The sequence below is a fragment of the Actinoplanes awajinensis subsp. mycoplanecinus genome (assembly GCF_001509495.1).
Taxonomy (GTDB): Bacteria; Actinomycetota; Actinomycetes; order Mycobacteriales; family Micromonosporaceae; genus Actinoplanes; species Actinoplanes palleronii.
Window position 1 is genome coordinate 42,306 of record NZ_LLZH01000246.1, and the last position, 26,648, is coordinate 68,953.

The window sequence follows — 26,648 nt, forward strand, 5'->3', positions numbered from 1 at the left end:
CGAAGCCGCCATCCTGGACGAGCGGGCCCGGCCGCCCGAATACGCTGATGGCATGCCCTCCACTGACGCCTGGTGGCGCGATGCCGTCATCTACCAGATCTACCCGCGCTCGTTCGCCGACGCCAACGGCGACGGCATGGGTGACCTGCCCGGCATCACCACGCGCCTGCCCCGTCTCCGCGAGCTCGGCATCGACGCCGTCTGGCTCTCACCCTTCTATGTCAGCCCGCAGCACGACGCCGGGTACGACGTGGCCGACTACCGCGACGTCGACCCGCGCTTCGGCAGCCTCGGCGACGCCGACAAGCTGATCGCCACGGCACACGACCACGGTCTGAAGGTCATCGTCGACCTGGTGCCGAACCACACCTCCAGCGAGCACGCCTGGTTCCGGGCCGCCCTCGCCGCGCCGCCCGGCAGCCCGGAGCGGGAGCGCTACATCTTCCGCGACGGGGCCGAGCCGCCGAACTCGTGGCAGAGCGTCTTCGGTGGCTCCGCGTGGCAACGGACCGACGACGGCCAGTGGTACCTGCACCTGTTCGACGTCTCCCAGCCCGACCTGAACTGGGACCACCCCGAGGTGCGCGCCGAGTTCCTCGACATCCTGCGGTTCTGGCTGGACCGCGGGGTGGACGGCTTCCGGGTGGACGTGGCGCACGGCCTGATCAAGGACGCCGACCTGACCGACTGGACCCAGCCGTCGGTGGTGCTCGGCGGCCTGGACCCGGTCGGCCCGCCGCCGCCGATGTGGGACCAGGAGGGCGTGCACGAGATCTACCGCGAGTGGCGCACCGTGCTCGACGGCTACTCGCCGGCCCGGATCCTGGTCGCCGAGGCCTGGGTGCAGCCCGAGGAGCGGCTGGCCCGCTACGTCCGCCCGGACGAGATGCACCAGGCGTTCAACTTCCCCTACCTGGAAGCGCCCTGGCTGCCCGCCGAGCTGCGCGCGGTGATCGACTCCTCGCTGGCCGCCACCGGCGCGGTCGGCGCGACCACCACCTGGGTGCTCTCCAACCACGACGTGGTCCGGCACGCGTCCCGGCTGGGCTTCCCGGCCGAGACCGGACGCAAGCCCGGCATCGGGATCGGCGACCCGCAGCCGGACACCGGGCTGGGCCTGCGCCGGGCCCGGGCGGCCAGCCTGCTGATGCTGGGGCTGCCCGGTTCGGCGTACCTCTACCAGGGCGAGGAGCTGGGGCTGCCGGAGCACACCACGCTCGCCGACGAGGTCCGGGAGGATCCGGCCTGGGAACGGTCCGGGCACACCGAGCGCGGGCGCGACGGCTGCCGGGTGCCGATCCCGTGGGAGGCGGACGCGCCGTCGTACGGGTTCGGTCCGGGCGACGACAGCTGGCTGCCGCAGCCGGCGATCTGGGCCGAGTACGCCCTGGACCGGCAGATCGGCGTGGCCGGCTCCACCTGGGAGCTGTACCGGTCGGCGCTGGCCGCCCGGCGCGAGCATGACCTCGGCAACGGCGCACTGGTCTGGTCGGCGACCGAGGGCGACGTCCTGGCCTTCCGCAACGGCGAGATCCTGGTGCTGACCAACTTCGGTCAGGAGGCCGCCGAGCTGCCGTCAGGTGCCCGGGTCCTGCTGAGCAGCGAGCCGCTCGACGGCGACGGGCGGGTGCCCACCGACGTCACGGTCTGGGCCGCGGTCTGACCTCGCGGACGCCTTGGCCAGCAGGGCGGCGTGGGTGGCGGTCATGTCCGCCGCCACCGTCCTGCTGGCCAGCCAGTACATGATCCCGGTGGGGATGAAGAAGAGCTGGAACGCGGCCAGCCCGACCGCGTAGTTCAGCGGCGGCGGGAACACCCCGGACAGCCGCTGGAAGGCCACTCCGACCAGCGCGTTGCCGCCGGCCCGGCCGGCGCCGTTGACCAGGTTGCCGAGGCTGTAGACGGTGCCCCGGTGCTCGGGCGGGTTCACGTCGGCGATCATGGCGAACCAGTTCGGCGAGTTCGCCGACGTCAGCATCAGCGCGAAGACCGCGACGGCCAGGCAGACCGCGACGGTCGGCTCGGTCACCACGTTGTCCAGCACCCCGCGGATCACCGCGCCGGTGGCCGCGCCGTCCGGCACCGTGATCGTCATCGGGACGAAGAACAGCACGATGTAGAACGGCACCGCCGCGAGCACGCCGACCGCCGCGACCAGGGCCCGGCCCCGCGGTGTACGACGTTGCAGCCGGTCACCGGCCAGCCCGCCGAGGATCGACAGCGCCGCACCGAGCTGGAAGATCGTCGCGAACACGCTGCCCACCAGCACCGCGGTACCGGTGGAGTAGCCCTGGTCCTCGGCCCGGGCCCGGAACAGCACCGGCAGCCAGACCAGCGAGCCGAACGCGATCTGCGAGGTGCCGCCCTGCAGGATCAGCCAGATGTTGGTGCGCCGGCCCAGGATCACCGGCAGGTGGTCGTGGTGGATCCGCTCGTCGTACTCCACCCCGGCCAGCTCCGGCTGGCTGTCGCCGCGCGGCACGTTGTAGGTGAACAGGTACGCCACCCCGGCGACGAACCCGGCGACCGCGGTGACCAGGAACGGCTGGCGCCAGTCGGTGTGCCCGAGAATCCCGCCGACCAGGGTGCCGGCCAGCGTGCCGACGCCCTGCGACAGGCCCCAGAAGCTCATCACCAGGCCCCGGCGCTTCGGCGAGATCAGGTCGCTGACCACCGAGAAGCTCACCGAGGCGACCGCGCCGAGCCCGACCGCGGCCACGATCTGCGCACCGAGGAACGACGCGTAACCGCCGGCCAGGCCGGACCAGGCGGTGCCGGCGATCCAGATCCCGGTGCCGGCCAGCAGCACCGGTTTGCGGTCGGTGCGGTCGCCGGCGTACGCCCAGCCGATCGCGGCCACCGCACTGGTCAGGAACATGATCGTGGTGGCCAGCGCGATGTGGCCCTCGCCGAGGCCGAAGTCGTCGCCGATGCTGCCGTACAGCGGGGGCACGATGCCGATCGCGACGTTGTCGAGCGACGCCAGGATCACGAAGACCACGACGCTGTACACCCGGTGCGCGGTCCCGCCGCTGCCCATCACGGGTAGAGGTTAGCGAGAGTTCGGCCGGTGGACAGGGCCGCGTTGCCGGGCCGACCCCGGTTTTCGATGATCTGGTCACATGCTCATCGTGCGGATCGCCAACTTCGTCCACGCGACCTCCGGCGGTCTGCGCACCGCGCTGCGGGAACTCGGCCGGGGATATCAGGAGGCGGGACACCGGGCGGTCCTGGTCGTGCCGGGTCCGCGTGCCTCCGACGAGCATTTTTCGTACGGGCGGGTGCTCACCGTCCCCGGCCCGCTCGTGCCCGGTCTCGGCGGATACCGCGTGCTGCTGAACCGGGTCGCGGTCGGCGGGCTGCTGGAGCGCCTCGGGCCGGACCGGATCGAGGTGCACGACCGGTCCACGCTGCGCTGGCTGGGCGCGTGGTCCCGGCGCGCCGGGGTGCCGTCGATGATGGTGTCGCACGAGAGCCTGGACGGTCTGCTGCGGATGTTCGGGCCGGGCCGGTCACTCGGGTTGCGCGCGGCGGACCGGCTCAACGCTCGTACGGTGAAGGCTTTTGACTCGGTGGTCTGCACGACCGGCTGGGCGGAACGTGAGTTCACCCGGCTCGGGGCGGCGCCGGTCCGCGTACCCCTGGGTGTTGATCTGACCCGGTTCCGGCCGGCGAACCGGGACCCGCGCCTGCGCCGCCGATGGGCCGCGCCGGAGCAGCCGGTGCTGTTGCACTGCGGGCGTCACGCTGGCGCCCGGACCGATCGAGACGTTCGGGCTGGCCGCGCTGGAGTCGCTGGCCAGCGGCACGCCGGTGGTGGCCCGGTCGGTGAGCGCGCTGCCCGAGGTGATCGGCACGGCCGGGGTGGCGGCGGACGGGACACCGGTGGCGTACGCGGCGGCGGTCCGCGACCTGCTGGAGCGGCCGGTCGTCGAGCGGCGCGCGGCGGCCCGGGCGCAGGCCGAGCGGTTTCCCTGGTCGAAAGCGGTCGACGGGTTTCTCGACGCGCATCGGCTGGGCCGGGCCCGCGAGGCGGACCCGGCCGTCGCCTGAGGGGGTCAGTTGCCGATGGTCGCCTGCGGGCCGGCGTACTTCTTCAGCAGCGCGGGCACGTCCGCCGCGACGTCCAGGGTGTACGCGTAGTAGGTCGACGGCGTGAACGCGGCGCCGTTGGTGACCTGCTTGCCGGTCGAGTTCACCACCACGCTGCCGGACTGCTTGAGCTGGCCCTTGGTCAGGTCGTCGACGTTGTACGGGTTGGCCACGTTGTCGAAGTAGCTGTTCTCCAGCACCAGCTTCGTCGAGCCCCGGGACAGGTTCCCGTACGAGGTGATGTTCTGCATGTAGTTGTTGTAGAGGTGCGCCAGCGCCACGTTGTCCACGCTGGGGTTGCGCTGGTTGGTGTCGTGGATCCAGTTGTGGTGGATGGTCATCCGGGCCGTCACGTTGTCGGTCCAGCCGATCCCGAACGCCTTGTTCTCGTTCGACAGCACGTTCCACGACACGGTCAGGTACGTGGTGTCCTTGCGGCTGTCGATCAGTCCGTCGTTCATGTTGGTGATCGTGTTGTGGTCGATCCAGATGTGGTCGGCGGTGTCCATCTGGATGCCGTCGTAGTCGTAGACCTTGTCGTCCGGGTCGTCCTCGGTCATCGCCGCGTCCTTGATCGTCAGGTTGCGGATGATCACGTTGCGGACCCCGGCGCCGAGGAAGAACCCGCCCTGCAGGATCTGCCCCTTGGTGCCCACTCCGACGATCGTCTTGTTCGACTTGACCTTGAGTTCGGCGCCCTTCGGCGTGACGGTGATCGCCGCGCCCACCTTGATCACGTACGGCTCGGTGGCGGTGACGTACTTCGTCAGGTCGGCCAGCGTGGTGACGGTGACCGTGGTGCCGGCCGCGCCACCGGTCGTGCCGCCGCCGGTGGAGGCGAACCCGTCCGCGGTGTTCGACCAGGTCCGGGCGGTGGACGCGGACGCGGTCGGTGTCGGCGTGGCGGCAACCGCGGTGATCGGGTTCCAGCTGTCCGAGCCGGCCAGATACTTCTGCGGGGTGTACGTGGCGGCCTGCGCGTCGGTCAGCTGCGGCCGGTTGCTGTTTGTCGTCGCGCCCGAGCCGGTGTTCTTGTACTCCAGGAAGCGGGCGTTCTGCCAGGTGTTCGAGGACATGTCGGTCCACGGCTGCGCGGTCTTGATCGTCGCGCTGAGGCTCGACTCGCGGTAGAGCACCTGCGCGGCGGCGCCCCACGGGCGGCCGAGCTGGGTCACGTTGTTCGCGGCACCGATCACCGTGGACTTGTAGAACAGGAAGCCGTACGCGGCCGCCGCATCGGTCTTGGCCGCCGTGATCGGGCCGCCGCTGGTCCGCTTCTGGTAGACCTTCGTGGCGTTGAAGACCGCGGTGCCGCCGCCGAAGATGAAGTCGACGGTGCCCTCGACGTAGGAGTTCGTGACGTAGCTGCGCCCGGTGTTGACCAGCAGGGTGTCCTGCGCGCCGAGGAACCGGACGTTGTCGAAGACCAGCCGGTCGGCGTTCAGGTTCGCGGCGACCGCCTGGCTGCCCTCGCCGTAGTCGTTGGCGACGGTCAGGTTGGTGGCGGCGAACTCCTTGCCGCTGACCGTGACGGTGGCGCTGCCCGCGGTGCCGTACCCGCCGGCCGAGCTGCGGTTGTTGACGATCACCACGTCGTCGGCCGAGTCGCCGCCGCCCTGCAGCGTGAGGAACGGCTTGGTGCTGGGGACCGTGACGATCTCCCGGTAGGTGCCCGGCTTGATGGTGATCGTCTTGCGGCTGGTGTTGCCGGTGCCGACCGCGTCGATCGCCGCCTGCACGGTCTTGTAGGTGCCGGTGCCGTCCGCCGCCACCGTGAAGGATCCGCCACCGGTGGTGACCGGGGTGAACGCCCACTGCTTGTTCGAGTTGGCCGTGCAGGTCTCCTGGATGATCGCCGCACCGGACGCGGTGGACGCGCCCTGGTCCGAGACGCAGAGCCCGTTGCCGACGTTGACGATCTGGTAGGTGCCGGTGCCGCTCGCGGTCAGCTTGAACTGCTGGTTGGTCTGCGAGCCCACGCAGCCCCACTGCTGCAGCTGCGTGCCCGAGGCCGTCGAGGCGCCCGGCACGTCGAGACACTTGCCGCTGTTCACGTTCTGGATCAGGACGTTCGCGCCGGACGCGACGAGGGTGAACTGCTGCCAGGCCGCACCTGCGGTGCAGCCCCACTGCTGCAGGAGGGCGCCGTTGTCCTTCGAGGCCGCGGGCACGTCGAGGCACTTGCCACTCTTGGTCACCGCCAAGGTGTACGTGGTGCCGGCCGCCGGAACGGTCGCGGCGTTCGACGGCAGCACCGCCCAGCCGATCAGGCCGGCCGGTACGACCAGGGCGGCCGCCGCGCCGAACAGTTTCCGCTTGCGAGATGCCACTGCGGATCCCTTCCTACGTACGGGGATCGGCCGAGGGGGGTCGGCCGGCTGTCGAGTACGTAGATGTGGCCGCGGCGGGGCGACAACAGGTTTCCGCGAAAAAGATGTCACCGGCTGGTGCTCAGGGGTGCCTCACCTGCGTTGAGGCACCCCTGGGAGCCAGCCGGGACCGGGACTGGTCAGCGGGGGCGGTCCAGCACGGCGTGCTGGGCGGCCGCGTACTGCTCGCGGATCAGTGGGACCGGCTCGTCCTCGTACGACGAAGGGGTTTCCGCGGACCAGGCGGGCGGGACGTCCCCACCCGCGGTGACCCACGCGGCCTGCCGTGCCGCACCGTCCGCGACGTACTCGCCGGGCGGCGGGACCAGCACCGGTTTGCCGAACAGCGCGGGCGCGATCCGGCGCACCGCCTCGCTCCGCGCACCGCCGCCGACCAGCACGATCCGGTTCGCCTGCGCACCCTGGCCGACGAGCGCGTCCAAGCCGTCGGCCAGCGCGCAGAGCATCCCCTCGACCGCGGCCCGGGCCAGGTGCGCCGGGTCGGAGGTCTTCAGGGTCAGCCCGTGGATCGCGCCGGTGGCGTCCGGCCGGTTCGGGGTCCGCTCCCCTTCCAGGTATGGCACCAGGACCAGGCCGTCCGCACCGGCCGGCGCGGAGAGCGCCAGGCGGGACAGCTCGTCGTGCGAGACGCCGAGCAGCTTGGTCGCCGCGTCCAGCACCCGGGCCGCGTTGAGCGTGACCACGATCGGCAGGAACCGCCCGGTGGTGTCGGCAAAACCGGCCACCGTGCCGCTCGGGTCGACCGGCGCCGCGTCGGACGAGACGAAGACCGTGCCGGACGTGCCGATCGAGACGATCACGTCGCCGGGCAGCGCGCCGGTGCCGAGGGCGGCCGCCGCGTTGTCGCCGGCGCCCGGCCCCAGCGGCGCGCCGTTGGGCAGGTGACCGGCGATCCCGGTCGGGCCCAGCACCTCGGGCACCTGGATCCGTCGGCCGAACCCTAGTTCCAGCAGGTCAGGACGGTACTGGTTGGTTTTGGCGGACCAGTAGAGCGTCCCGCTGGCGTCGCTGCGGTCGGTCCTGATGTCCGCAATATCGGTAGACCCGGACAATTTCCAGGTCAACCAGTCATGCGGCAGGCAGACCGCGGCGACCCGATCGGCCAGCGACGGCTCGTTGCGGGCCAGCCAGCGCAGCTTGGTCAGGGTGAAGCTGGCGACCGGCACGATGCCGACCGCTTCGGCCCACGCGGCACCGCCGCCCAGCTCGGTGATCAGGTCGGCGGCCGCGCCGGCGCTGCGGGTGTCGTTCCACAGCAGCGCCGGGCGGACCACGTCACCGTTCTCGTCCAGCACGACCATGCCGTGCTGCTGCCCGGCGACCGAGGCCGCGGCCACGTCGTCCAGGCCACCGGCCTCGGCGATCGCCTGCTGCAGCGCCGCCCACCAGGCGTCCGGATGCACCTCGGTGCCGTCCGGATGCGCGGCCCGGCCCTCCCGGACCAGCTTCCCGGTCTCGGCGTCCCGGATGACCACCTTGCACGACTGGGTCGAACTGTCGATCCCGGCAACGAGCGCCATGGTCAGCGGGCCCCGAGCAGGTGCTCGATCGCGAGCTGGTTGAGCCGGACGAAGCCGTAGCCCTGCGCGCCGGCGGCGTCCGCGTCGTAGTCCTCGAACGCGGCCCGGTCGGCGATCAGGTCGGCGTACGTCTCGCCGGGGTTCAGGGTCGGCGCGCTCAGCTCGGCGACCTTGGACGCGGCGAGCGCCTCCTGCACCTCCGGGTCGGCGCGGAACGCCTTGGCCCGCTCCTTGAGCAGCAGGTACATCCGGATGTTGGCCTTGGCCGACTCCCAGACGCCGGTGTAGTCCTCGGTGCGCGACGGCTTGTAGTCGAAGTGCCGCGGGCCGTCGTAGGCCGCGCTGCCGTCGGCGCCGTTCTCCAGCAGGTCGACCAGGGAGAACGCGTTGAGCAGGTCACCGTGGCCGAAGACCAGGTCCTGGTCGTACTTCGGGCCGTGCTGACCGTTCAGGTCGATGTGGAACAGCTTCTTGTGCCACAGCGCCTGGGCGATGCCCTGCGCGAAGTTCAGGTTCGACATCTGCTCGTGGCCGACCTCGGGGTTGATCCCGAACAGCTCGGAGCGCTCCAGCTCCTGCACGAACGCGATGGCGTGGCCGGCGGTCGGCAGCAGGATGTCGCCGCGGGGCTCGTTCGGCTTCGGCTCGATGGCGAAGCGGAAGCCGTAGCCCTTGTCCTCGGAATACTCCGCGAGCAGGTTGAGCGCCTCGGCGTAGCGGTCCAGGGCGGCGCGGACGTCCTTGGCCGAGTCGTACTCGGCGCCCTCGCGGCCCCCCCAGAGGACCAGGGTCTTGGCGCCCAGCTCGGCGCCGAGGTCCATCTGGCGCAGCACCTTGCGCAGCGCATACCGCCGGACCGTGCGGTCGTTGCTGGTGAAACCGCCGTCCTTGAACACCGGGTGGGTGAACAGGTTGGTGGTCACCATCGGGACGATCAGGCCGGTCTCGTCGAGCGCCTTCTTGAACCCGGCGATGAGGCCGTCCCGGGTCTGCGCGTCGGCGCCGAACGGCACGAGGTCGTCGTCGTGGAACGTGATGCCGTACGCGCCGATCTCGGCGAGCTTGTGCACCGCCTCGATCGGGTCGAGGGCCGCGCGGGTGGCATCGCCGAACGGGTCGCGCGCCTGCCAGCCGACGGTCCAAAGACCGAAGGAGAACTTGTCTTCACGGGTGGGCTGAACCGACACGGTTACCTCCGGGAAACGCCTTCGATTTGTTTATTGGTTGAATTATTTGGCGGGCGTATGGCATTGTCAAGGCCGTGACGGCCCGGATGATCAACCCTTCGAGTGTTCCCGTCCGGCAGTCGAGCATCCGAGCCCATAATCTCGCGCTCCTCCTCAACACCGTGGCGAACAGCGCGGATCCGCCGTCCCGGGCCGCCCTCGCGACCGTCACCGGGCTCACCCGGGCCACCGTCTCGGCGCTCGTCGACGACCTGATCGCGGGTGGCCTGCTGACCGAGCTGGACCCGCCGCCGCGCACCGGGGCCGGACGTCCGGCGGCCGGGCTCGCGCTCACCGCGGCCGGGCCGGCCGGGCTGGGCTGTGAGATCAACGTCGACTACCTGGCCGCCTGCGTGGTCGACCTGACCGGCGCCGTCCGGCAGCGCTTCACCGAGCACGCCGACCAGCGCCCGGCCGCCGCACCCGACGCGCTCGCCGCACTGGGCCGGCTGGCCGCCCGGGCCCGGCTCGCGGCCGAGGCCGAGGGGCTCGTGGTGGCCGGGATGGCGCTCGCCGTGCCCGGCCTGGTCTCACCCACCGGCCTGGTCCGGGTCGCCCCCAACCTGGGCTGGCAGGACGTGGACGCGCCGACGCTGCTGCGCGGTGTGCCGGAGATCGCCGACCTGCCGGTCGTCGTCGACAACGAGGCCAATCTCGCCGCTCTCGGTGAGCTGCGGGTCGCCGGGGCCGAAGCCACTTTCCTGTACGTGTCCGGCGAGATCGGCATCGGCGCCGGACTGGTGATCGACGGCGAGCTGTACCGCGGTGTGCGGGGCTGGAGCGGCGAGATCGGGCATCTCACCGTCTATCCGGACGGGCGGCCCTGCCGGTGCGGCTCGCGCGGCTGCCTGGAGCAGTACGCCGGCCAGGAGGCGCTCACCGCCGACGAGCCGCTGGCCTCCGCCGCGCTCGGTATCGCGCTGTCCGCGGCGGTCAACCTGCTCGACGTGCCGATGATCGTGCTGGGCGGGGCGTACGCGCTGCACTTCGAGCGGTTGCGCGCCGGGATCGAGACGGAGTTGCGGCGGCGGGTGCTGACCGCGGGGCTGGCGCCGGTCACGCTCCGGGCGGCACGACTGGGCACCGATGCCGCGGTGCGCGGAGCGGCCGACTCGGTGATCCGCGGGGTGCGCGACGACCCGGCCGGGTGGCTGCGCCGGGCGGGCTGAGGTCGTACCGGAAAAGGAAAGCGGTCGCCGCCCCGGCAGGGACGGCGACCGCGAAGGATCCGTGGGTCAGTTGTCGACGCCGGTCCGCGAGCCGATCGCCTGCAGGAAGATGTCGGTGATCTTCGCGGGGTCCGGCGCGAAGAAGACGCCGCTGCCCTTCACCGCCTTCTGGATCGTGTTCAGCTCGTTCTTGTCGACCTCGTCGCCGATGCCGATCAGCACCAGTCGCACGAAGTGCTTCGGGTCCTGGATCTTCTTCAGCTCGTTCAGCAGGGCACCCTGGGAGATGCCCGCCTCGTCCTGGTTCTCGCCGTCGGTGAACAGGATGACCGAGTTGACCTTGCCGGCCTTCCAGTTCGCCTGGGCGTACTTGTAGGCGTCCCGCACGGTCGTGTAGAGACCGGTGTTGCCCTCCGGCTTCGGGAACAACTTCGGGATGGTCGCCTGCACCCGGTCCCGGCCGGTGCCGGCCAGCGAGGTGATCGGGATGAGCTCCTCCCAGGGCCGGTTCTTCGGCCCCATGTCCGTGGAGAAGCGCCACACACCGACCGACCACGCGTCGCTGAACAGCGACAGCCCGGTCACCGCGGCCGCCTGGGTCACCTGCGCCCGGGTCTTGTTGCCCGCGTTGGGCACGACGTTGTTCATCGAACCGGAGACGTCGAAGACCGCGAGCACCCGACCGGCCTGCGTGATCGCGTTCCAGGAACCGACCACCTTGCTCACCGCGCTGGCGTCGAGACCGGCCGCGGCGGTGCCGCCCTGGTCACCGCCACCCTGAGCGGAGTTGCCGGTGGTGATCGCCGGGGACGCCGCGGGGGCGCCGACCGGAGCCACGAAGCCGGAACCGTACGTGCCGTCCGGCGACCGCAGCCCCTGGGTGGCCAGCAGGTTCTTGAACGAGCCCGAGGTCAGCTGCTGCAGGAAGGCCTGCGCGGCACTGATCTTCTGACCGTCGACGACCTGCGGGAGCACCAGGTACGGGTAGTCCAGCGGCACGGAGCTGGGCTCCAGGTAGACCGCGCTGAGCTCGACCGGCGGACGCTTCGCGTTGTACGAGATCACGTCTTCCTCGGAGAGCGGAGCCGCTCCGAGACTGTCCGCGATGGAGGCCTCGTCGGCCGCCCGGGGGAATCGCTGCAGCAGCTCGTCCCGCAGCTGCGACAGGTTCTGCGACACGAAGGTGAGTGCCGACACCTGCTTCTCCAGCGCACCGGCGCCGGTGCCGATCGACTGACCGACGGACATCAGTGTGATCAGACCGGAGGCGTCCCGGGCCGGGTTGACGATGCCGAACTTCAGCGTGTCAGCCGACGCGGTCAGCTTGCCCAGCAGGGCGTTCCAGGAGACCTTCTTGCCCTGCCAGCCGAGACTGTCGGCGATCGGCTTGGGCACTGCGATGACCAGCGGGCTCTGCGCCACCGAGGTGGACTTGGTCGGCACGAAGCCGGACGCCTCGTTCTGCAGGCGCAGCTGCCAGGTGGATGAGTCCGGGAGCCAGACGTCGGGCACCGCGACCGAGCCGGATGGGTCACCCAGTCCGGTCAGGTTCACGCCGTGCTCACGTGCGATCACGCTGGCGACGTCGGCAGAGGCCACGTCGGCAACGGCGACCGAGACACAGGTGCCGTCGATGTTGCCGCCCTCCTGCGACCACTTCTGGGCGGCCTGAGTGACAGCGGGTGATATTTCGGGAGCCGCCGCGACATTGAGCTTGATGGAACCGGTGCAGCTCGAATCCGTCAGACGGCTATATGCGAACCACGTACCCGTGATTACGACGACGATCGCCATCGCACCACCGACGACGCTCGCCCCTTTTAAGTTGAAGTTCCTACGATGGCGGCCAGACACGCGCTCCATACTGCGCATCCCAAGACCTGAATGCCATATACGTTCGGCCGAAACTTACTCAGATTGGCGTTCTTTGATCTAGAAGCGACAGAGAGTGACTGCTCGATCTCGATCAGTATCGCCTCTGGCCACCCGGGCGCCGGATTTAGTTGGAAAGATCACGGACATGCCCGGGTGACCGATGACGCCTATGGCCTGATCATCGTCCGGTTCCATCGGAGCAGACAGGTGGGGCTCGGCTCACTGGTCGGATCCCCCTGCAAAGAGGGAATTCCGCTGTCCGGATCGACGCGGAATACCGTCACGTTGTGTGAACGCTGATTGGCTACGTAGAGGTGATCGCCAATCAAGATCATGTGTCGCGGCCACACTCCACCGGTCGGCGACTCGTCGATCGGAGTGGCGTTCTCACCGTCCCACGCGAAGGTCGACACGGTGTCCGGACCGCGGTTCGCCACGTATACGAACCGGCTGTCCCGGCCCATCGCCACCTCGGACGGATAGACCGCGCCGGTCGCGGTGCTCGCCGCCACCTCGCCGCGCGCCGCCCACGTCGGACCACCGGCCGGGCGGTGCCAGCTCAGCGTTCCGGACAACTCGCCGGCCAGCACGAGCGCCCCGTCGGCCGAGTGGGTCAGGTGCCGCGGACCGGTGCCGGGCTTGGCCTCCACCGCCGGCTCGGGCCGGCCGAGGCGACCGGAGATCGGGTCCAGCCGGGACCGCCAGACCCGGTCCGAGCCGAGGTCGGAGATCAGCACGTCCGGCCCGTTGCGGTCCGGCGCCACCAGGTGCGCGTGCGGGCCGGCCTGGCGCTCCTGGTCCGGCCCGGAACCGGCCAGGGTGAGCAGGTCGCTGCGCTCCCCCGGCGCGCCCTCGGCGTCCAGCGGGTGCACCGACACCGAGCCGCTCGCGTAGTTCGCCACCACCAGGTGCCGGCCGTCCGCGGTGACCGCGAGGTGGCACGGGTCGGCGCCACCGGTGGGCCGGACCGCGAGCGGAGTCAGCGAGCAGTCCGGGGCCACCGCGAAGGCGGAGACCGTGCCCTCGTCCAGCTCGTTCACCGCGTAGAGCACCGGGAGGGTGGGGTGCTGCGCGAGGAAGGACGGCGACGGGGTGCGCGCGGCCAGGCCGAGCCGGGTCAGCCCTCCGGTCGATGGATCCCGCCGCAGCAGGTCGATGCCGTCACCGTCGCCTCCCTTGTCACCCGTGTAACAACCGACGAAGAGGTACTCAGCGTTCGCGCCCATGCCACAGATCCCACCACAGGCCGCACCGGAAACGTGGCAGGGTGCCCTCTTGACCGGTACAGAAGGGCGGCTTACTGTACCGGTATAGAAACCAGTCAGGGGAGGAAGTCATGGAACTGCCCACCACCTACCTCCGGGGCCTGCACGCCACGAACCGCGAACTCCTGAGCGCACGGCCGGACGCCCCGGTCGTGCCGGAGGCTCCGCCGCGACCGCCGTACCTGCGGCTCTCGCTCGCCCGCACGCTCTACCGGGTGTCCGCCGCGATCGCACCGGCCGGACGCCGCCCCGAAGCCCTCTTCCGATGACGGGGGCGCGCCTCCGGCCACCGTCCGGCTGGAGGCGCGCCGCCCGCCCGACGGTGTAGGGGTGCCGCTCCGGCCACCGTCCGGCTGGAGGCGCGCCGCCGGCCCGACCTACGGTGTAGGGGTGCCCAGGGTGACGTTGCAGACGATCGCGGACCGCGTCGGTGTGAGCCGGATGACCGTCTCCAACGCGTTCTCCCGCCCCGACCAGCTCTCGCCGGAGCTGCGGCAGCGGATCCTGGACGCCGCTCAGGAGCTCGGCTACGCCGGGCCCGACCCGACCGCCCGGGCGCTCGCGAAGGGCACCACCGGCACGATCGGCATCCTGCTCACCGACTCGCTGCGGTACGCGTTCACCGACCTGGTGGCCGGCGGCTTCCTCGGCGCCATCGCCGACGAGCTGGCGCCCACCGGCCTGGCCATCACGCTGCTCACCTCGGCCGGCACCGGCGACCTGATCCCGGCCCGGGACGTGGCGATGGACGGCGCGCTCGTCTACTCCTGCGACCCGACCTCACCCGCGGTCTCCTGGCTGCACCGCCGCCGGCTGCCGCTGGTCTTCGTCGACCAGGCCCCGGTGGACGGCTACGCCTGCGTCAACGTCGCCGACCGGGACGGCGCCCGGGCCGCCGCCCAGCACCTGATCGACCTGGGTCACCGCCGGATCGCATACGCGGTGGTCGGCGCGCACGGGCCGTTCGGGCTGCTCACCGACGCCGCCACGCCCGTCGAGGGATACGCCTCGGTCCAGCGCCGGCTCGGCTGGGACGACGTGCTGACACCGGCCGGCATCCACCCGCCGGTCATCCGGGAGCCGTTCGAGCGGGTCGACGACGTCCGCCGCGACGCCCGGGAACTGCTCTCCCGGCCGGACCGGCCGACGGCCGTGCTCTGTTTCTCCGACGTCACCGCGCTCGGCGTCCGGCAGGCCGCCGCCGACCTCGGGCTGCGGGTCCCGGAGGACCTGTCCCTGGTCGGCTTCGACGACGGCCCGATCGCCACCCAGATCCAGCCCGGCCTGACCACCGTCCGGCAGGACGTGGAGGAGAAAGGCCGCAGTGCCGCAGCGCTGCTGAACGCGGCGCTGCGGCTTTCCCCCGGCGAGGCGCCGCACATGGTGCTGCCGGCGACCCTGGTGGTCCGTGGCAGCACCGGGCCGGCGCCGGCGGAGGGCGCGCGGACCCCCGTCTGACCCGCGCGCCGTCCGCCCTCAGCCGTTCAGCAGCTCGTACGCCGCCTTCGGCGCCGCCACCTGGGCCGAGCCGGCCGGCGCCTGCGGGGACGGGGCGCTGCCGTACCGGTCGTAGGTGACCAGATAGGTGTCGGCCTTCACCTTGCCGGCGGCGGGCACCTTCACGGTCGCCGTGCTGATCCGGCCCCGGTCGTCCAGGACCGCCTCGAACGGCACCGCTTTGGCCTTCGCACCCAGCGCGGTCAGGGTGGCCGCCTCCACCACGTCGGCCTCGGTCGCCTCGGTCAGGTCGACGGTGCCGGTGAAGTGGCCGGGCGACGTCTCGGTCAGCCCGTCGGCCGCGTCGATCAGGGTGCTCACGAAGCCGGGGTCGCTCTGCCCGTCGTAGGTCAGGTCCTTCTTCGCGTCGGCGCCCAGTCGGGACAGGTCCAGCTTCATCCACTTCTTCGGCAGCTTGGGCAGGCCCAGGTTCGCCGGGGCGTCGCCGAACGAGATCTTCGCCCAGGAGTCCTCGCCGATCACCATGAACGTCATGCTCAGGGTCAGGCCGGCCTCCGGGATCTTCTCGCTGATCTCCGTCGTCATCGCCTTGCCCGCGGTGTCGACCACACCCGACAACCCCTGGGTCCCGCCCTTGATCACGTAGTGGAACGGCTCGGCCGACGCCGCCGGCACCGCCTTTTTCAGGGTCTCCGCGGGCGTCGGCGGTGTCGGCTGCTCGGCCTCGGTCGCCTGCCCGCAGCCGGCCAGGATTCCGATGGCGGCCACCGCGGCCAGTCGCTTGGTCAGCACAGTCATCGCCTTGTCTCTCTACGAAGGTCACATCGACACATCGAAGCCTCCGGGGTGGGTCTGCCGTCGCGCTGCGGATATGCTGCTGCCGGCTGCCGTCCCGCTGCCGTTTCCGTAAAAGTGCTGCTCACAGGGGGTAACCGGCGGTGGAGCCGGAACCGCGGTTCGAGATCCTCGGCACGTTGCGTGCCTTCCGGGGAACCGATCCCGTCGACCTGGGCCCGGCCAAACAGCGGGCCGTGCTGGCCGTCCTGCTGCTGCAACCGGGCCGGGCGGTGCCGACCCACCGGATCGTCGACGCGGTGTGGGGCGAGGACCCGCCGGAGAACGGCGCCAACGTGGTCCAGAAGTACGTGGCCGGGCTGCGGCGCACCCTCGGCCGGGAACGGCTCCCGCTGACCGGCGGCGGGTATTCGCTGGAGGTCGACGCCCGCGCGGTGGACGCCGAGCTGTTCCGTACCGAGATCGCCCGGGCCGGCGCCGAGTACCGGGCGGGCCGGCCCGAGCCGGCCGCCGCGATCGTCCGGGACGCGCTCGCCCGCTGGCACGGCGACGCGCTCGCCGGGCTGACCGGGCCGGTCTTCGACGCCGCGCGCACCCGGCTGAGCGAGGACCGGGCCGGCGCCTGGGAGCTGTGGGCCGAGCTCCGGCTCGCCGGTGGCGACGAGCACGGCCTGGTGACCGAGCTGACCCGGCTGACCGGTGAGTTCCCGCTGCGCGAGGGGCTCCGGGCGCACCTGATGGTCGCGCTGCACCGGGCCGGTCGGCAGGCCGAGGCGCTCGCGGTGTTCCGGGACGCCCGGGAGTACTTCCTGGACGAGATCGGCGCCGAGCCGGGCGAGCGGATGCAGGACGTGCACCGGCGGATCCTGCGCGGCGAGCTGGAGCAGCCGCCGTCACCCGACCCGGTCTCGCCACCTCCGCAGCCCTACAGCCCGCCGGCCGCGCCGGTGTCGCCGATGCCCGGCATCACGTTCCCGGCCGCGATGACCCAGCCGCGGCGCGACGCCGCACACTGGTTGGAGATCGTCGGTGCCGGGCTGCTGCCGCTGTTCACCTGCGGGCTCGCGGGCTGGGTCTACTTCCTGTACGCGGCGATCCAGCGCGGCCGGCGACGGCACTACCTGGTCGCCGCGCTCTACTTCGCCGCCGTGCCGTGGATCGTCGTGTGGTTCGCGGTCGACCCCAGCCCGCTCGACTCCGACGTCACCAGCACCGCCGAGGACGTCGCGGTCGCCTCGCTGTTCGTGCTCACGCTGTCGTCCATCCTGCACGGCGTGATCCTCGCGTCGCAGCGCGGCGACACCCGGGCCGCCCGCACCCGGCGGGACCTGGCCCGCCGGTTCGCCGCGGTCAACCCGCTCGGCGCGGTGCAGGCCGGGATCGGCCGGCCCGACCTGCTGCGGTACTTCGACGACGGCGGGCTGATCGACCTGAACCACGCCCCGCCGCAGGAGTTCACCCGGCTGCCCGGGGTCACCCCGTTCGACGCGCACCGGATCGGCCTGGACCGGCACCAGAACGGACCGTTCCGGCAGCCGGCCGACCTGGTGCTGCGCGGCCTGCTGCCACCTTCGCGGCTGCGGCGGGTCGAGTCCTGGCTGATCTGCCTGCCGGGGCTCTAGCTCACTGCCGGCTTCCTAGCGGCTGCCGGCTTCCTAGCGGCTGCCGGCGGACGCGTATTGGCGGCGGGCCACGTACTCGACCAGCTCGATCAGGACGTTACGGGCGGCCACCTGGTCACGGGCGTCGAACAGCACCACCGGCACACCAGGGTCCAGGTCGAGGGCGCGGGACACCGCCTCCGGGCCGAACCGCTGGTCGGCGCCGAAGCAGTTCACCGCGACCACGAACGGCGTGCCCCGCTGCTCGAAGTAATCGATCGAGGGGAAGCAGTCCGCCAGCCGGCGGGTGTCGGCCAGCACCACGGCACCGAGCGCACCCTGCGACAACTCGTCCCAGAGGAACCAGAACCGGTCCTGCCCGGGCGTGCCGAACAGGTAGAGCTGCAGGTCCTCGGTGATCGTGATGCGACCGAAGTCCATGGTGACCGTGGTGGTGGTCTTGCCCTCCACGCCGGACAGATCGTCGGCGCCCTCGGCCCCGGTGAGAATCTCCTCGGTCTGCAGCGGCCGGATCTCGCTGACCGAACCGACCATGGTGGTCTTACCCACGCCGAAGCCGCCCGCGATCAAGATCTTGAGCGCGACGGGGATGCGCGAGCCGCCACTGCGGTCAGAGCGCACGGAGTCCATTGACAACCGCCTTGAGTACGTCGACGTCGTGCGGCTGAGTGGCCGCCGGGGGTTCGTACAGCGAGATGAGACCCGCTGAGCGTAGATCACCAAGGAGAACCCGGACCACGCCGATCGACAGGTCCAGGTGGGACGCCACCTCGACCACGGAGATCGGCTCCCAGGCCGCGGCCACGATGGCGTGGTGCTCGGGTTGCATCTGGATGCCGGACGCCAGGTCCGGGACGGTGGCCACCACGAACGCGACCAGGTCGAAGTCGCCACCGGACGGTGCGACACGACCCTGGGTCATCGCGTACGGGCGGACCACCGGACCGGCGTCATAGTCCATCCAGTCGTGCGCCGTGTTCGAAGGTTCAGAGGGCATCGGGCGCCAAAATGGTGCGCTCCGGGGCGCTCATCGTCTGTCCGACCCGGGTGACCAGCATCGCCATCTCGTACGCGATCAGGCCCAGGTCGGCGTCGGCCGACGCGAGGACGGCCAGACAGGCGCCCTGCCCGGCGGCGGTGACGAAGAGGAAGGCCTCCTCCATCTCCACCACCGTCTGGCGGACCTGCCCGGCCTGGAAATGCCGGCTCGCGCCCTTGGCCAGGCTCTGGAATCCGGCCGCCATCGCCGAGAGATGCTCCGCGTCCTCGCGGCTCATCGCGGCCGAGGCCCCGAGCATCAGGCCGTCCGCGGAGAGCACCACGGCCTGCTGTGCGGTCGGCACCCGCTCGACGAGATCGTCGAGGAGCCAGGTGAGATTCGCGCTCTGCTTCGTCGTCTGTGCCACTATGCGTCCTTCTCCGGCCTGTTCACTTGAATGCCGCCAGGGCTGTCGGCGTGGTCGCCGTCCGCGCCGTCCCCCGCCCCGGATGCTGTCTCGTCACCGGCGCCCGCGAGATCCACGAGAGCCGGGAAAATGACGGTAGCCGCTTCCGCGAACCCGGTGCCGCTCGCCTGCGCGGCACTCCCGTCTTGGTCGCCGTCCGTGCTGACCGGCGGTTTCTCCTCGTTCGGCGCCGCAGGCGTCCGGGACGCCTGGATGCGGCCCCGGGTGGTGCCCATCTGCAACGCGCTCATCAGCGTACGTACCTGTTCCGGGGTGCGTTCCGGTGCGGTGGACTCCTGCTCCACCACCGGCTGGCGCAACTGCGGCGCCAGGCTGGCCTGCCGGACCCGCTTGGGCAGGCCGTCCACGCCGAGCTGCACGGTCTCCTCGTCGGGCACGACCGGCGTGGCGGCCTGCGCCTCCGCCTCCGGTGTGACCGCCGGCGGTGCGGACGTCGGCGCGGCCGGCGCCGAGTTGCGGGGCACCGATCGGGCGCCGAGCGCGCCGGCCACGTCGTCGAGTCGTCCGGGGGTGGCCTCGGGCGGCAGCTCGGCGGGCGGGACCTCGGGGATCCGCCGCACCCGTCGCCGCTGGACCAGGCCGTCCGGCGTGAACCCGGAGGCGACCGAGCTCGGCGCCGGTCCGTTGTTCTCGGCGGTGGCCCGCTTCCCGTTCTCCAGGCCCGCCGGCGCGGTCACCGCGGCCGGTCCGTTCTCGCCGTTGACCCGCGGCCGCGGGATCGAGGGCACCTGCTGCAGCTCGCCGCTGCCGGACCACTGCAGGGCGGCCAGCGAGTTGCGGGACGGATCGTCGCGGCCGGAACCGACCAGCGGGGTGTTCCCGCCCTTCGGGGAGCCGCTGCCGCCACCCTGCGGGTTGCCGTTGGAGGCGCCGGCCGGCATCGCCGGACCGGGCGCCTCGGTCACCAGGTCGCCGGGGACCAGCACGATCGCGGTGATGCCACCGTACGGCGAGGGCTGCAGCGACACCCGGATGTTGTGCCGGGTGGCCAGCTGAGCCACCACGAACAGGCCGAGCCGGGCGCTGTCGGCCGGGTCGAACTCGGGCGGCTCGGCCAGCCGCCGGTTCGCCTCCTCGAGCCCGGCCGGGGTCATCCCCAGGCCACGGTCCTCGACCTCGATCGCGTAGCCGTTCGGCAGCACCTGGCCGGAGACCTGCACCCGGGTGTGCGGCGGGGAGAACGACGCGGCGTTCTCGATCAGCTCGGCGAGCAGGTGGATGACGTCACCGACCGAGCGGCCGTACAGCGCGGACTGGCCCACCGCGCGGATGTCGACCCGCTTGTAGTCCTCCACCTCGCTGATCGCGCCACGGACCACGTCGATCACCGGGACCGGGTTGCGCCAGCCCCGGCCGGGTGCCGCGCCGGCCAGGATGACCAGGTCCTCGGCGTGCCGCCGCATCCGGGTGGCGAGGTGGTCGACCCGGTAGAGGTCCTCCAGCTCCTGCGGCTCGGTCTCCCGGCGTTCCATCTTGTCCAGCAGTGAGAGCTGGCGGTGCAGCAGCGTCTGGCTGCGCCGGGCGATGTTGAGGAACACCTCGTTGATGCCGCGCCGGACGTTCGCCTCCTCGACGGCGGACTGCACCGCGGTGCGCTGCACGTCGTTGAAGGCCTGGCTGAGCTGACCGATCTCGTCCCGGCCGTACTCCAGCGGGGGCGTCTCGACGTCCACGTCGACGGCCTCGCCGCGCTGCAGGCGGCGGACCACGGTGGGCAGCCGGTCGGTGGCCATCTCCAGGGCTTCCCGGCGCAGCTTGATCAGGCGGCCCACGATCGACCGGCCGACGCGCACCGACACCCAGATGGCCAGGATGAACGCGACCAGGCCGAGCAGCGCGGACAGGCCCAGCCAGAGGAAGACCCGGACCGCGAACGGGGTCGCGTCCGAGGCCACCTCGTCGACCGTGCGCAACTCGAACGCGCGCAGGTCGGCGGAGACCTGGTCGTAGATCGGCTGCCACTCGGCGCCACTGACCGGCGGCTGGCCACCGGTGTAGCTCCGGTTGATCAGCAGGTTCTGCAGCTCGTCCAGCCGTACGAAGGACTTGCCGCTGGTGATCAGCTGGGAGTAGTCGCCCTGTGCGCCCTCCGGCATGTCCTCCACACCGGTCTTGAGCAGGTAGCGCGAGGTGGCGATGTACTCGATCAGCCGGCCCCGGGAGGGCTGGTCGATCGTGCCGGCCGCGTTCGCGCCGGCCAGCATCGCGTCCACCCGGCTCAGGTACTCCTGGCCGCGGTAGCCGGTGATCAGGCCACGGACCTCGCGGTCGACCCGCTCGTGGAAGAAGACCGCGGCAGCCGACGAGACGTTGAAGCCGGCGTCCACCACGTCGTCGTACGCGGTCACCATGTTGAGCAGCTCGACCTCGCGGCGGTCGACCCGGGTCCGGGTGCCCTCCAGGTCGTCGATCTTGGAGAACAGCGCCTCGGACCGGACCTGCAGGTCGTCGCTCATCTCGAGATCGCCGGCCGCCGAGCGGAACCCGGCGATCGCCTGATCGGTGGCGGCCCGCTGGGCCTTCAGATCGGTGATCGGGGTCTTCGGCGCGGACAGGTAGACAGCGGAGAAGTGGCGCTCGCGCTGCAACTGCGCGATCAACTGCAGGGCCGGGTCACCGAGCCGGTGCACCGCGTCGCGAGCCGAGAGCAGGTCCATCGCCGGACCGATCGTCGCCGCGGTCGCGAAACCCCAGAGCGCGAGCAGCGCGACCAGAGGCACCGAGACCATCGCGATGATCTTCGATCTGATCGACCAGTTGCGGCTTCTCATCAAGCTCCGCCCGAGTGGGTCCGGTAGGGGAAAGGCGGCACACCACCGGTCCGGGAAACGACCGATCAGAAGCAGACGGCTGCGCCCCGGGCAAGATGCGCTCCGGAAGAATACGTAAAGACGTGCGTCACAGCTAGCTCTCAAGTCATCGAAAACTTCCCTTCCATTCCGTTTGTCCACCGGAGACCGTGGTGGATCTTCGTTCCCCGATCGTCGGAGTTACGACAGATCGCGCCCGGCGACCCGCCCCGGCTGCGAACTCTCGGCCACCGGAGGGTGACAGCCCGGCATCGGGCCCGATTTCCGGACGGTTTCGCCGAACGCGATTGATGAACGGGTCCGAGTGGGAATACCTACCGGGGAAGAAGGAGGAAGCCTGATGTCCCCCACCGCCACCATCGTCCTAATCGTCGCTGTCCTGCTCGTGCTGGCCGCGATCGTGCTCGGGGTCCGCGCCGCGCGGCGACGCCGGTTGCAGCAGACCTTCGGGCCCGAATACGACCGCGTGGTCGCCGACACCGGCAACCGCACCGAGGCGGAACGCGAACTGACCGAGCGCACCAAGCGGCACGCCAAGCTGGAACTGAAGCCGCTCTCCGCGGAGCACCGGGCGACGTACGCCGCCGCCTGGGAAGAGGTCCAGATCCGGTTCGTGGACAGTCCGAAGGAGGCGGTGGAGACCGCCGACGAGCTGGTCACGAGCTTGATCGGCGAACGTGGCTACCCGACCGGCGACTACGACGAGCGGGTCGCCGACCTCTCCGTCGAGCATGCCACCACCCTGGAGCACTACCGCGCCGCGCACGAGATCAGCCAGCGCAGTAAGAACAACACCAGCGAGTCCGGCGAGAATGACGAGACCGGCACCGAGGACCTGCGCCAGGCGCTGGTCCACTACCGGGCCCTCTTCGCCGACCTGCTCGGTGAGGACCCGGTGTCGAGCGCCGGCAGCACCGCGTCAGTACCCGCACCGCGTACGGCCACGGAGGACGTCACCACGACCGCCGAGGACCGTTCCGTGAGCGAGCAGCCCGCCCCCGAATCCGGCGTCGCCCCTTCCCGGCCCGACGCCACCAGCCGCTGAGGAGCACCCACGATGCGCTTCTTCTCCAACGAGGCCAAGGACAACGTCGACGACCAGGACGAGCGCAGCGGCGCCGTGCCGCAGCAGCGGGCCGGATCGCCGTGGCAGGACGCACCGGCCGGTGACGGCCCGGACGGCCGGCCGGCCGAGTCCGGCGCCCACCGCGATCTGAGCGACGACGACACCACGAAGATCAATGACGTGCACCAGGACGCCGGCAGCGACGTGACCCAGCCGATCGGCGGCCACCAGAGCGACCTCGACGCTCGCCCGGACCTCAGCGACGACACGTCGTTCCGGACCGGCACGTCGGATGAATCCGACAGCAGCACGACCGATTGGTCCGACAGCGGCGCCAAGACCGACGACAACGACGCCGTTGACGTCGATCTCGACGACCGCACGAACGACATCGACCGCAAGGACGATCTCGACCGCAGGGACAGCCTCGACGATCACACGACCGACGAGGCTGCTGTCGAGGCCGGCCGCGACACCGCCGGAACCGACCACGACACCGTCGGGACCGACCACGACACCGTCGAAGCCGACCGCGACACCGCCGGGATCGACCACGACACCGTCAAGGCCGACCAGGACGCCCTCGACGGCGACCGGGACACCACCGACGTCGAGGACACCACGGACAAGGCGGCCACCTGGGATCGGGCCGGCGAAGAGGATCGGGTCGCCGACGAGCAGGTCGCCGACGAGGAGCAGGCCGAAAAGGACGAGGCGGAGCGTTCCATGGGACAGGGCACTGTCGAGAAGGTCGAAGAGGCGAAGGCCGACGACGTCGTGGTGACCGAGCCGGAGCCGGTGGTGGCGGTCGCCGCCGTACCGGCCGTGGCGCCGGTGACCTCGGAGATCAGCGGCTCGAAGTCGTTCTTCCCGGAGGCTGAGACCCAGCCGCTGCGGGACCGGTGGCGCGACGTCCAGCTGCACTTCGTCGACGACCCGAAGGCGAGCACCGCCGAGGCGGCCGCGCTCGTCGACGAGACCATCGAGAAGCTGACCACCGCACTGCGCGAGCACCGCGGCTCGCTCTCCGGTGGCGGCGACGACACCGAGGCGCTGCGGGTGGAGCTGCGGGCGTACCGGGACATCCTGGACCGGTTGCTCGGGCTCTGAGCTCAGGTCGTACCGAGAAGGGGGAGCCTGAATCGGCTCCCCCTTTCGCATGTCCAGCGTCCTTGACCAGTGCTTTTACAGCTCCGACTCCGGGTGGTCGGTACCGGGCTCGGTCGGCTCGTCGCTGGGGTCCGCCGACGAGGTGGACGGCTCCGGCTCGGGGGTGGACTCGGTGGGCGGGTCGCTCGGCTCGGACGACGGCTCGGACGGCTCCGCCGACGGCGCCGGCGACTCGGTGGCCTCGGGAGTCCCCGGCGAGTCGGAGGCACTGGGCGAGGCCGACGCCGACGGGCTGGCCGAGGCGCTGACCGACGGCGAGGGTGACGGGCTGGCAGTCAGTGGACGCCGGTTCGACGCCGGCACGGTCCACCGGACGGTCGGGGCGCTGGTCTCGGACTCCTCGCCGGCGCCGGCGCCACCCGGGTCGGCCTCGGCCGCCGGAAGCTGCTGAAGAATGGTCGTGCCGGGCGGCCTGACCGGCGCGTCGACCGCGCCGAGCTGCACGCCCAGCCACAGTGCCGGACCCACTCCGACCGCGACGATGGCCCCGAACAGCGCCATCGGGCCCCGTTCCATCAGCGCCTCCCCAGCGTCCCTGCCATCGTCCCGGCAGGGGACGGACTCCTGCTACCCATTTAAGGCGTACCCGAAGCCAACAACTGAGGTCATTGTCGCCTGAAGTGACGCCCGGGGTATTCATTCGTCGCAGACGAGACTCGGGATACTTCCGGACCCGGGCCGGACCCGCGGGTCACCGGGTGCCGGCCAGGAAGGTGACCGCGTCCTCCCAGGCCGCCCAGCCGCCGGGAAGTTCCTCGGTGTCCAACGACGACCGCAGGGTGAGGCTGCCGCCGTCGTGCAGACCGAGCACCCAGCCCCGCCGCCGCCCGGGCAGCGCGGTCACCGCGGCCACGTCCACGAACGGCACGAACCGGCGCCCGTCCACCGGTGCTTCCATGGTGGCCACCGCGGTCTGCCCCTCCGGAGACTCCGGAGCAGCAGAAGAAACCGGGACACCGGTCGCCGCGATCTGGTGGAGCCGCCGCTTCGCGTCGCCGCCCTTGCCCCGGGCCAGTCCGGGGACCAGCAGAAAACCGAGGTCGGTGACGAGCAGGTCGGTCCGCCCGCCGTCCGCCGACAGGTTGACCAGGCCGCCGAGCACCTGCGCCCGGGCCGCCGGGCGGTCGCCGACCGGCGCGGCCAGATCCACCCCGATCTGGGTGAGGTAGGCGCGGACCGCCTCGGCCTGTTCCGGGTCGGCGGCGGCCGCGGCCACGTCGGTGAGGTTCAGGTGGTTGCCGTCCCGGGCCACCAGTTCGGCGGTGCCGGTCCAGTTGTGCCGCCAGCGGGCCACGTCGCTGCGCAGCGCGGCCAGGGCCAGCATCAGGGAGAGCAGGTCGACGATCCGGTCGGCGGTCTCCTCCGGGGAGAGGCCGGGGAAGATGGTGGCCGCGGCGGTCTTGAGGCGGCCGTCGGCCGCCAGCTCCAGGACGCGTTCGGCATCCGGTACCGGCACACCGACCGCCCGGGACACGGTCGCGAGTGCGGCCTCGGCTTCCCGTTCCATCTCGGCGGTGCGCGCCACGCTGAGGAAGTCGTCCCACCCCACTTCGGTACGACCGTGCGACGGGAAGGCCACGGCCTGCAGCGCCTTGCCGAGCCCGGGAAGGTCGGGAACCAGCTCGTCGGCGGTCTCCTCCGACTCGGGCGCCGGCTCGACCGCAGGCGCCTCGTCGGTAGCCGCCTCCTCGGAAGGGGCCGGCGGTGTCAGCGCGGCCAGCCGCTCGGCCAGCGGGGGATGGGTGTCCCAGGCGCCGCCCGGCTCCGCACCCCGCGCTCGCAGGATCGCCACGTCCTCCCCGCGCGCCGCGAGCACCCGCAGGAACCCGCCGAACACGTCCTCCGGCACGTGCCCGGCCTGCCAGCCCGGCCCGACGTACTCGGCGTGGAACAGCCGCTGCATCCCGGCCAGCACCGGCAGGTCGCGCAGCACGGCGACGGCCGCCACCGGGCCGGCGTACTCGGCCGCGATCCGGTCGGCGGCGAGCTCCTGTGCCCGGCTGAACGGCGCGTCCCGGCGGCGGTAGACCTCGGCGTACGCCCGGAGGACCACCGCGACCGGGTTGCGGCCGCGACCCCAGCGGGACGCCAGCCGCCCCACCACGACCCGGCCCCGGTACGCCGCCGGCGCCCACCGGCCCAGCCGCGTCGAGCCGTGCGCCAGCTCATGGGCGACCGCGGCGCGCACCCGCGCGGTGTCCCAGGCCTGCAGCAGCGGCAGCCCGAGGTACAGATCGCGGCGGCCGCCGACCAGGCCGAGCGCCCGGGTCTGCTCGCCGGTCACCACGGTGGCGTCGGCGACCACGGTCAGCCCGTCCGGCGGGCTCACCCCGGCGGCGGTTGCCGCGCCGTCGACCAGCGCCCAGAGTTCCGGCGCGTCGGCCCGGGTCACCGCGACCCCGGCCGGCACCCGGCGACGGCTGTGCAGGGCGCGCCAGGTGGCGTACCCGAGCGCGCCGAAGGTGGCCAGGCTCAGAGGCACGCCGGCGCGCAACGCGAAGTCCGAGGGCAGCAGTTTCAGCACCGTCCACAGCACGGCGAGCACCACCGCCAGCTGCAGTCCGGCGACGACCAGGAACCCGGCCAGGGCGGTGGCCGACCTGGTTGCCGCTCGCGCGTCGTTGCTCAAGCCGCTCTCCTCCTACCGATCAAAGCCGGTCACCCGACCCGGCTCCTCAACAAGCCGACACCGCTCCCGGCCGAAACAACGGACGGGCCGACACC

21 protein-coding genes and 1 pseudogene are annotated in these 26,648 nt (G+C 71.5%); 9 read left to right on the plus strand and 13 right to left on the minus strand.

Translation table 11 applies throughout. The features are described 5' to 3' along the window. Positions 1-52 precede the first annotated feature (52 nt). Positions 53-1,663 carry a glycoside hydrolase family 13 protein gene (locus ADL15_RS24685; protein WP_067695825.1) on the plus strand — a complete coding sequence of 537 codons (1,611 nt, stop codon included), beginning with the start codon at positions 53-55 and terminating at the stop codon, positions 1,661-1,663. Here ADL15_RS24685 and ADL15_RS24690 read toward each other — a convergent pair. Continuing rightward, on the minus strand, positions 1,577-3,040 hold the full coding sequence (locus tag ADL15_RS24690) for an MFS transporter (RefSeq protein WP_067695828.1): 1,464 nt from the start codon (positions 3,038-3,040) through the stop codon (positions 1,577-1,579). The genes ADL15_RS24685 and ADL15_RS24690 overlap by 87 nt on opposite strands. A gap of 82 nt (positions 3,041-3,122) precedes the next feature. Here ADL15_RS24690 and ADL15_RS55600 point away from each other — a divergent pair. Together ADL15_RS55600 and ADL15_RS55605 are read left to right on the plus strand one after the other, a co-directional pair. Further along, positions 3,123-3,602 (plus strand): annotated as a pseudogene (locus ADL15_RS55600) (glycosyltransferase); the annotation flags it as partial. Positions 3,603-3,786: 184 nt separating this feature from the next. Continuing rightward, on the plus strand, positions 3,787-4,053 hold the full coding sequence (locus ADL15_RS55605; RefSeq protein WP_232344319.1) for a glycosyltransferase: 267 nt from the start codon (positions 3,787-3,789) through the stop codon (positions 4,051-4,053). Positions 4,054-4,058: 5 nt separating this feature from the next. On the opposite strand, the gene ADL15_RS55610 is transcribed toward ADL15_RS55605, so the two are convergent. The 3 genes from ADL15_RS55610 to xylA form a co-directional block, all read right to left on the minus strand. After that, positions 4,059-6,422 carry a pectinesterase family protein gene (locus ADL15_RS55610; protein WP_083971693.1) on the minus strand — a complete coding sequence of 788 codons (2,364 nt, stop codon included), beginning with the start codon at positions 6,420-6,422 and terminating at the stop codon, positions 4,059-4,061. A 179-nt stretch (positions 6,423-6,601) separates the two neighbouring features. After that, a complete protein-coding gene (xylB, locus tag ADL15_RS24710) occupies positions 6,602-8,002 on the minus strand; it encodes a xylulokinase (RefSeq protein ID WP_067695831.1) in 1,401 nt (466 codons plus the stop codon). 2 nt (positions 8,003-8,004) lie between these two features. Continuing rightward, the gene (gene xylA / locus ADL15_RS24715) at positions 8,005-9,189 is read right to left on the minus strand and encodes a xylose isomerase (RefSeq protein ID WP_067695834.1); all 1,185 of its coding nucleotides are present in this window, start codon (positions 9,187-9,189) and stop codon (positions 8,005-8,007) included. 86 nt (positions 9,190-9,275) lie between these two features. On the opposite strand from xylA, the gene ADL15_RS24720 reads away from it, so the two are divergent. Continuing rightward, entirely contained in the window at positions 9,276-10,397 is a 1,122-nt protein-coding gene (locus ADL15_RS24720; RefSeq protein ID WP_067695943.1) for an ROK family protein, read from the plus strand. Between the two features lie 66 nt (positions 10,398-10,463). Here ADL15_RS24720 and ADL15_RS24725 read toward each other — a convergent pair whose 3' ends face one another. Further along, entirely contained in the window at positions 10,464-12,191 is a 1,728-nt protein-coding gene (locus ADL15_RS24725) for a substrate-binding and VWA domain-containing protein (RefSeq protein WP_067695837.1), read from the minus strand. Positions 12,192-12,439: 248 nt separating this feature from the next. Further along, on the minus strand, positions 12,440-13,498 hold the full coding sequence (locus ADL15_RS24730; RefSeq protein WP_067695840.1) for a lactonase family protein: 1,059 nt from the start codon (positions 13,496-13,498) through the stop codon (positions 12,440-12,442). A 110-nt stretch (positions 13,499-13,608) separates the two neighbouring features. On the opposite strand from ADL15_RS24730, the gene ADL15_RS24735 reads away from it, so the two are divergent. Both ADL15_RS24735 and ADL15_RS24740 read left to right on the plus strand, forming a co-directional pair. Next, positions 13,609-13,806, plus strand: a complete 198-nt coding sequence (locus ADL15_RS24735; RefSeq protein WP_067695843.1) for a hypothetical protein — start codon at positions 13,609-13,611, stop codon at positions 13,804-13,806. A 130-nt stretch (positions 13,807-13,936) separates the two neighbouring features. Next, positions 13,937-14,995, plus strand: coding sequence for a LacI family DNA-binding transcriptional regulator (locus tag ADL15_RS24740; RefSeq protein WP_232344316.1), 1,059 nt, complete (start codon positions 13,937-13,939; stop codon positions 14,993-14,995). 18 nt (positions 14,996-15,013) lie between these two features. Here ADL15_RS24740 and ADL15_RS24745 read toward each other — a convergent pair whose 3' ends face one another. Continuing rightward, the gene (locus ADL15_RS24745) at positions 15,014-15,793 is read right to left on the minus strand and encodes a hypothetical protein (protein ID WP_067695849.1); all 780 of its coding nucleotides are present in this window, start codon (positions 15,791-15,793) and stop codon (positions 15,014-15,016) included. Positions 15,794-15,933: 140 nt separating this feature from the next. On the opposite strand from ADL15_RS24745, the gene ADL15_RS24750 reads away from it, so the two are divergent. After that, a complete protein-coding gene (locus ADL15_RS24750; RefSeq protein WP_067695852.1) occupies positions 15,934-17,412 on the plus strand; it encodes a BTAD domain-containing putative transcriptional regulator in 1,479 nt (492 codons plus the stop codon). Positions 17,413-17,445: 33 nt separating this feature from the next. Here the strand turns inward: ADL15_RS24750 and ADL15_RS24755 are convergent, their stop codons facing one another. The 4 genes from ADL15_RS24755 to ADL15_RS24770 are packed head-to-tail and all read right to left on the minus strand — an operon-like array spanning position 17,446 to position 21,649. Further along, complete coding sequence (locus ADL15_RS24755; protein ID WP_067695855.1) at positions 17,446-18,042, minus strand: GTP-binding protein; 597 nt, start codon at positions 18,040-18,042, stop codon at positions 17,446-17,448. Then, the gene (locus ADL15_RS24760; protein WP_067695858.1) at positions 18,023-18,409 is read right to left on the minus strand and encodes a DUF742 domain-containing protein; all 387 of its coding nucleotides are present in this window, start codon (positions 18,407-18,409) and stop codon (positions 18,023-18,025) included. Before ADL15_RS24760 ends, ADL15_RS24755 begins: the two co-directional genes overlap by 20 nt. Continuing rightward, positions 18,399-18,818 carry a roadblock/LC7 domain-containing protein gene (locus ADL15_RS24765; RefSeq protein ID WP_067695861.1) on the minus strand — a complete coding sequence of 140 codons (420 nt, stop codon included), beginning with the start codon at positions 18,816-18,818 and terminating at the stop codon, positions 18,399-18,401. The genes ADL15_RS24760 and ADL15_RS24765 overlap by 11 nt, the downstream gene beginning before the upstream one ends. Continuing rightward, the gene (locus tag ADL15_RS24770) at positions 18,818-21,649 is read right to left on the minus strand and encodes a sensor histidine kinase (protein WP_067695864.1); all 2,832 of its coding nucleotides are present in this window, start codon (positions 21,647-21,649) and stop codon (positions 18,818-18,820) included. The genes ADL15_RS24765 and ADL15_RS24770 overlap by 1 nt, the downstream gene beginning before the upstream one ends. Before the next feature lie 379 nt (positions 21,650-22,028). On the opposite strand from ADL15_RS24770, the gene ADL15_RS24775 reads away from it, so the two are divergent. Both ADL15_RS24775 and ADL15_RS24780 read left to right on the plus strand, forming a co-directional pair. Beyond that, the gene (locus ADL15_RS24775) at positions 22,029-22,733 is read left to right on the plus strand and encodes a hypothetical protein (protein WP_067695867.1); all 705 of its coding nucleotides are present in this window, start codon (positions 22,029-22,031) and stop codon (positions 22,731-22,733) included. 12 nt (positions 22,734-22,745) lie between these two features. Continuing rightward, positions 22,746-23,864 carry a hypothetical protein gene (locus ADL15_RS24780; RefSeq protein ID WP_067695869.1) on the plus strand — a complete coding sequence of 373 codons (1,119 nt, stop codon included), beginning with the start codon at positions 22,746-22,748 and terminating at the stop codon, positions 23,862-23,864. 75 nt (positions 23,865-23,939) lie between these two features. On the opposite strand, the gene ADL15_RS24785 is transcribed toward ADL15_RS24780, so the two are convergent. After that, a complete protein-coding gene (locus ADL15_RS24785) occupies positions 23,940-24,440 on the minus strand; it encodes a hypothetical protein (RefSeq protein ID WP_067695874.1) in 501 nt (166 codons plus the stop codon). A gap of 175 nt (positions 24,441-24,615) precedes the next feature. After that, a complete protein-coding gene (locus ADL15_RS24790; RefSeq protein WP_067695877.1) occupies positions 24,616-26,553 on the minus strand; it encodes a M48 family metallopeptidase in 1,938 nt (645 codons plus the stop codon). Positions 26,554-26,648: the final 95 nt, after the last annotated feature.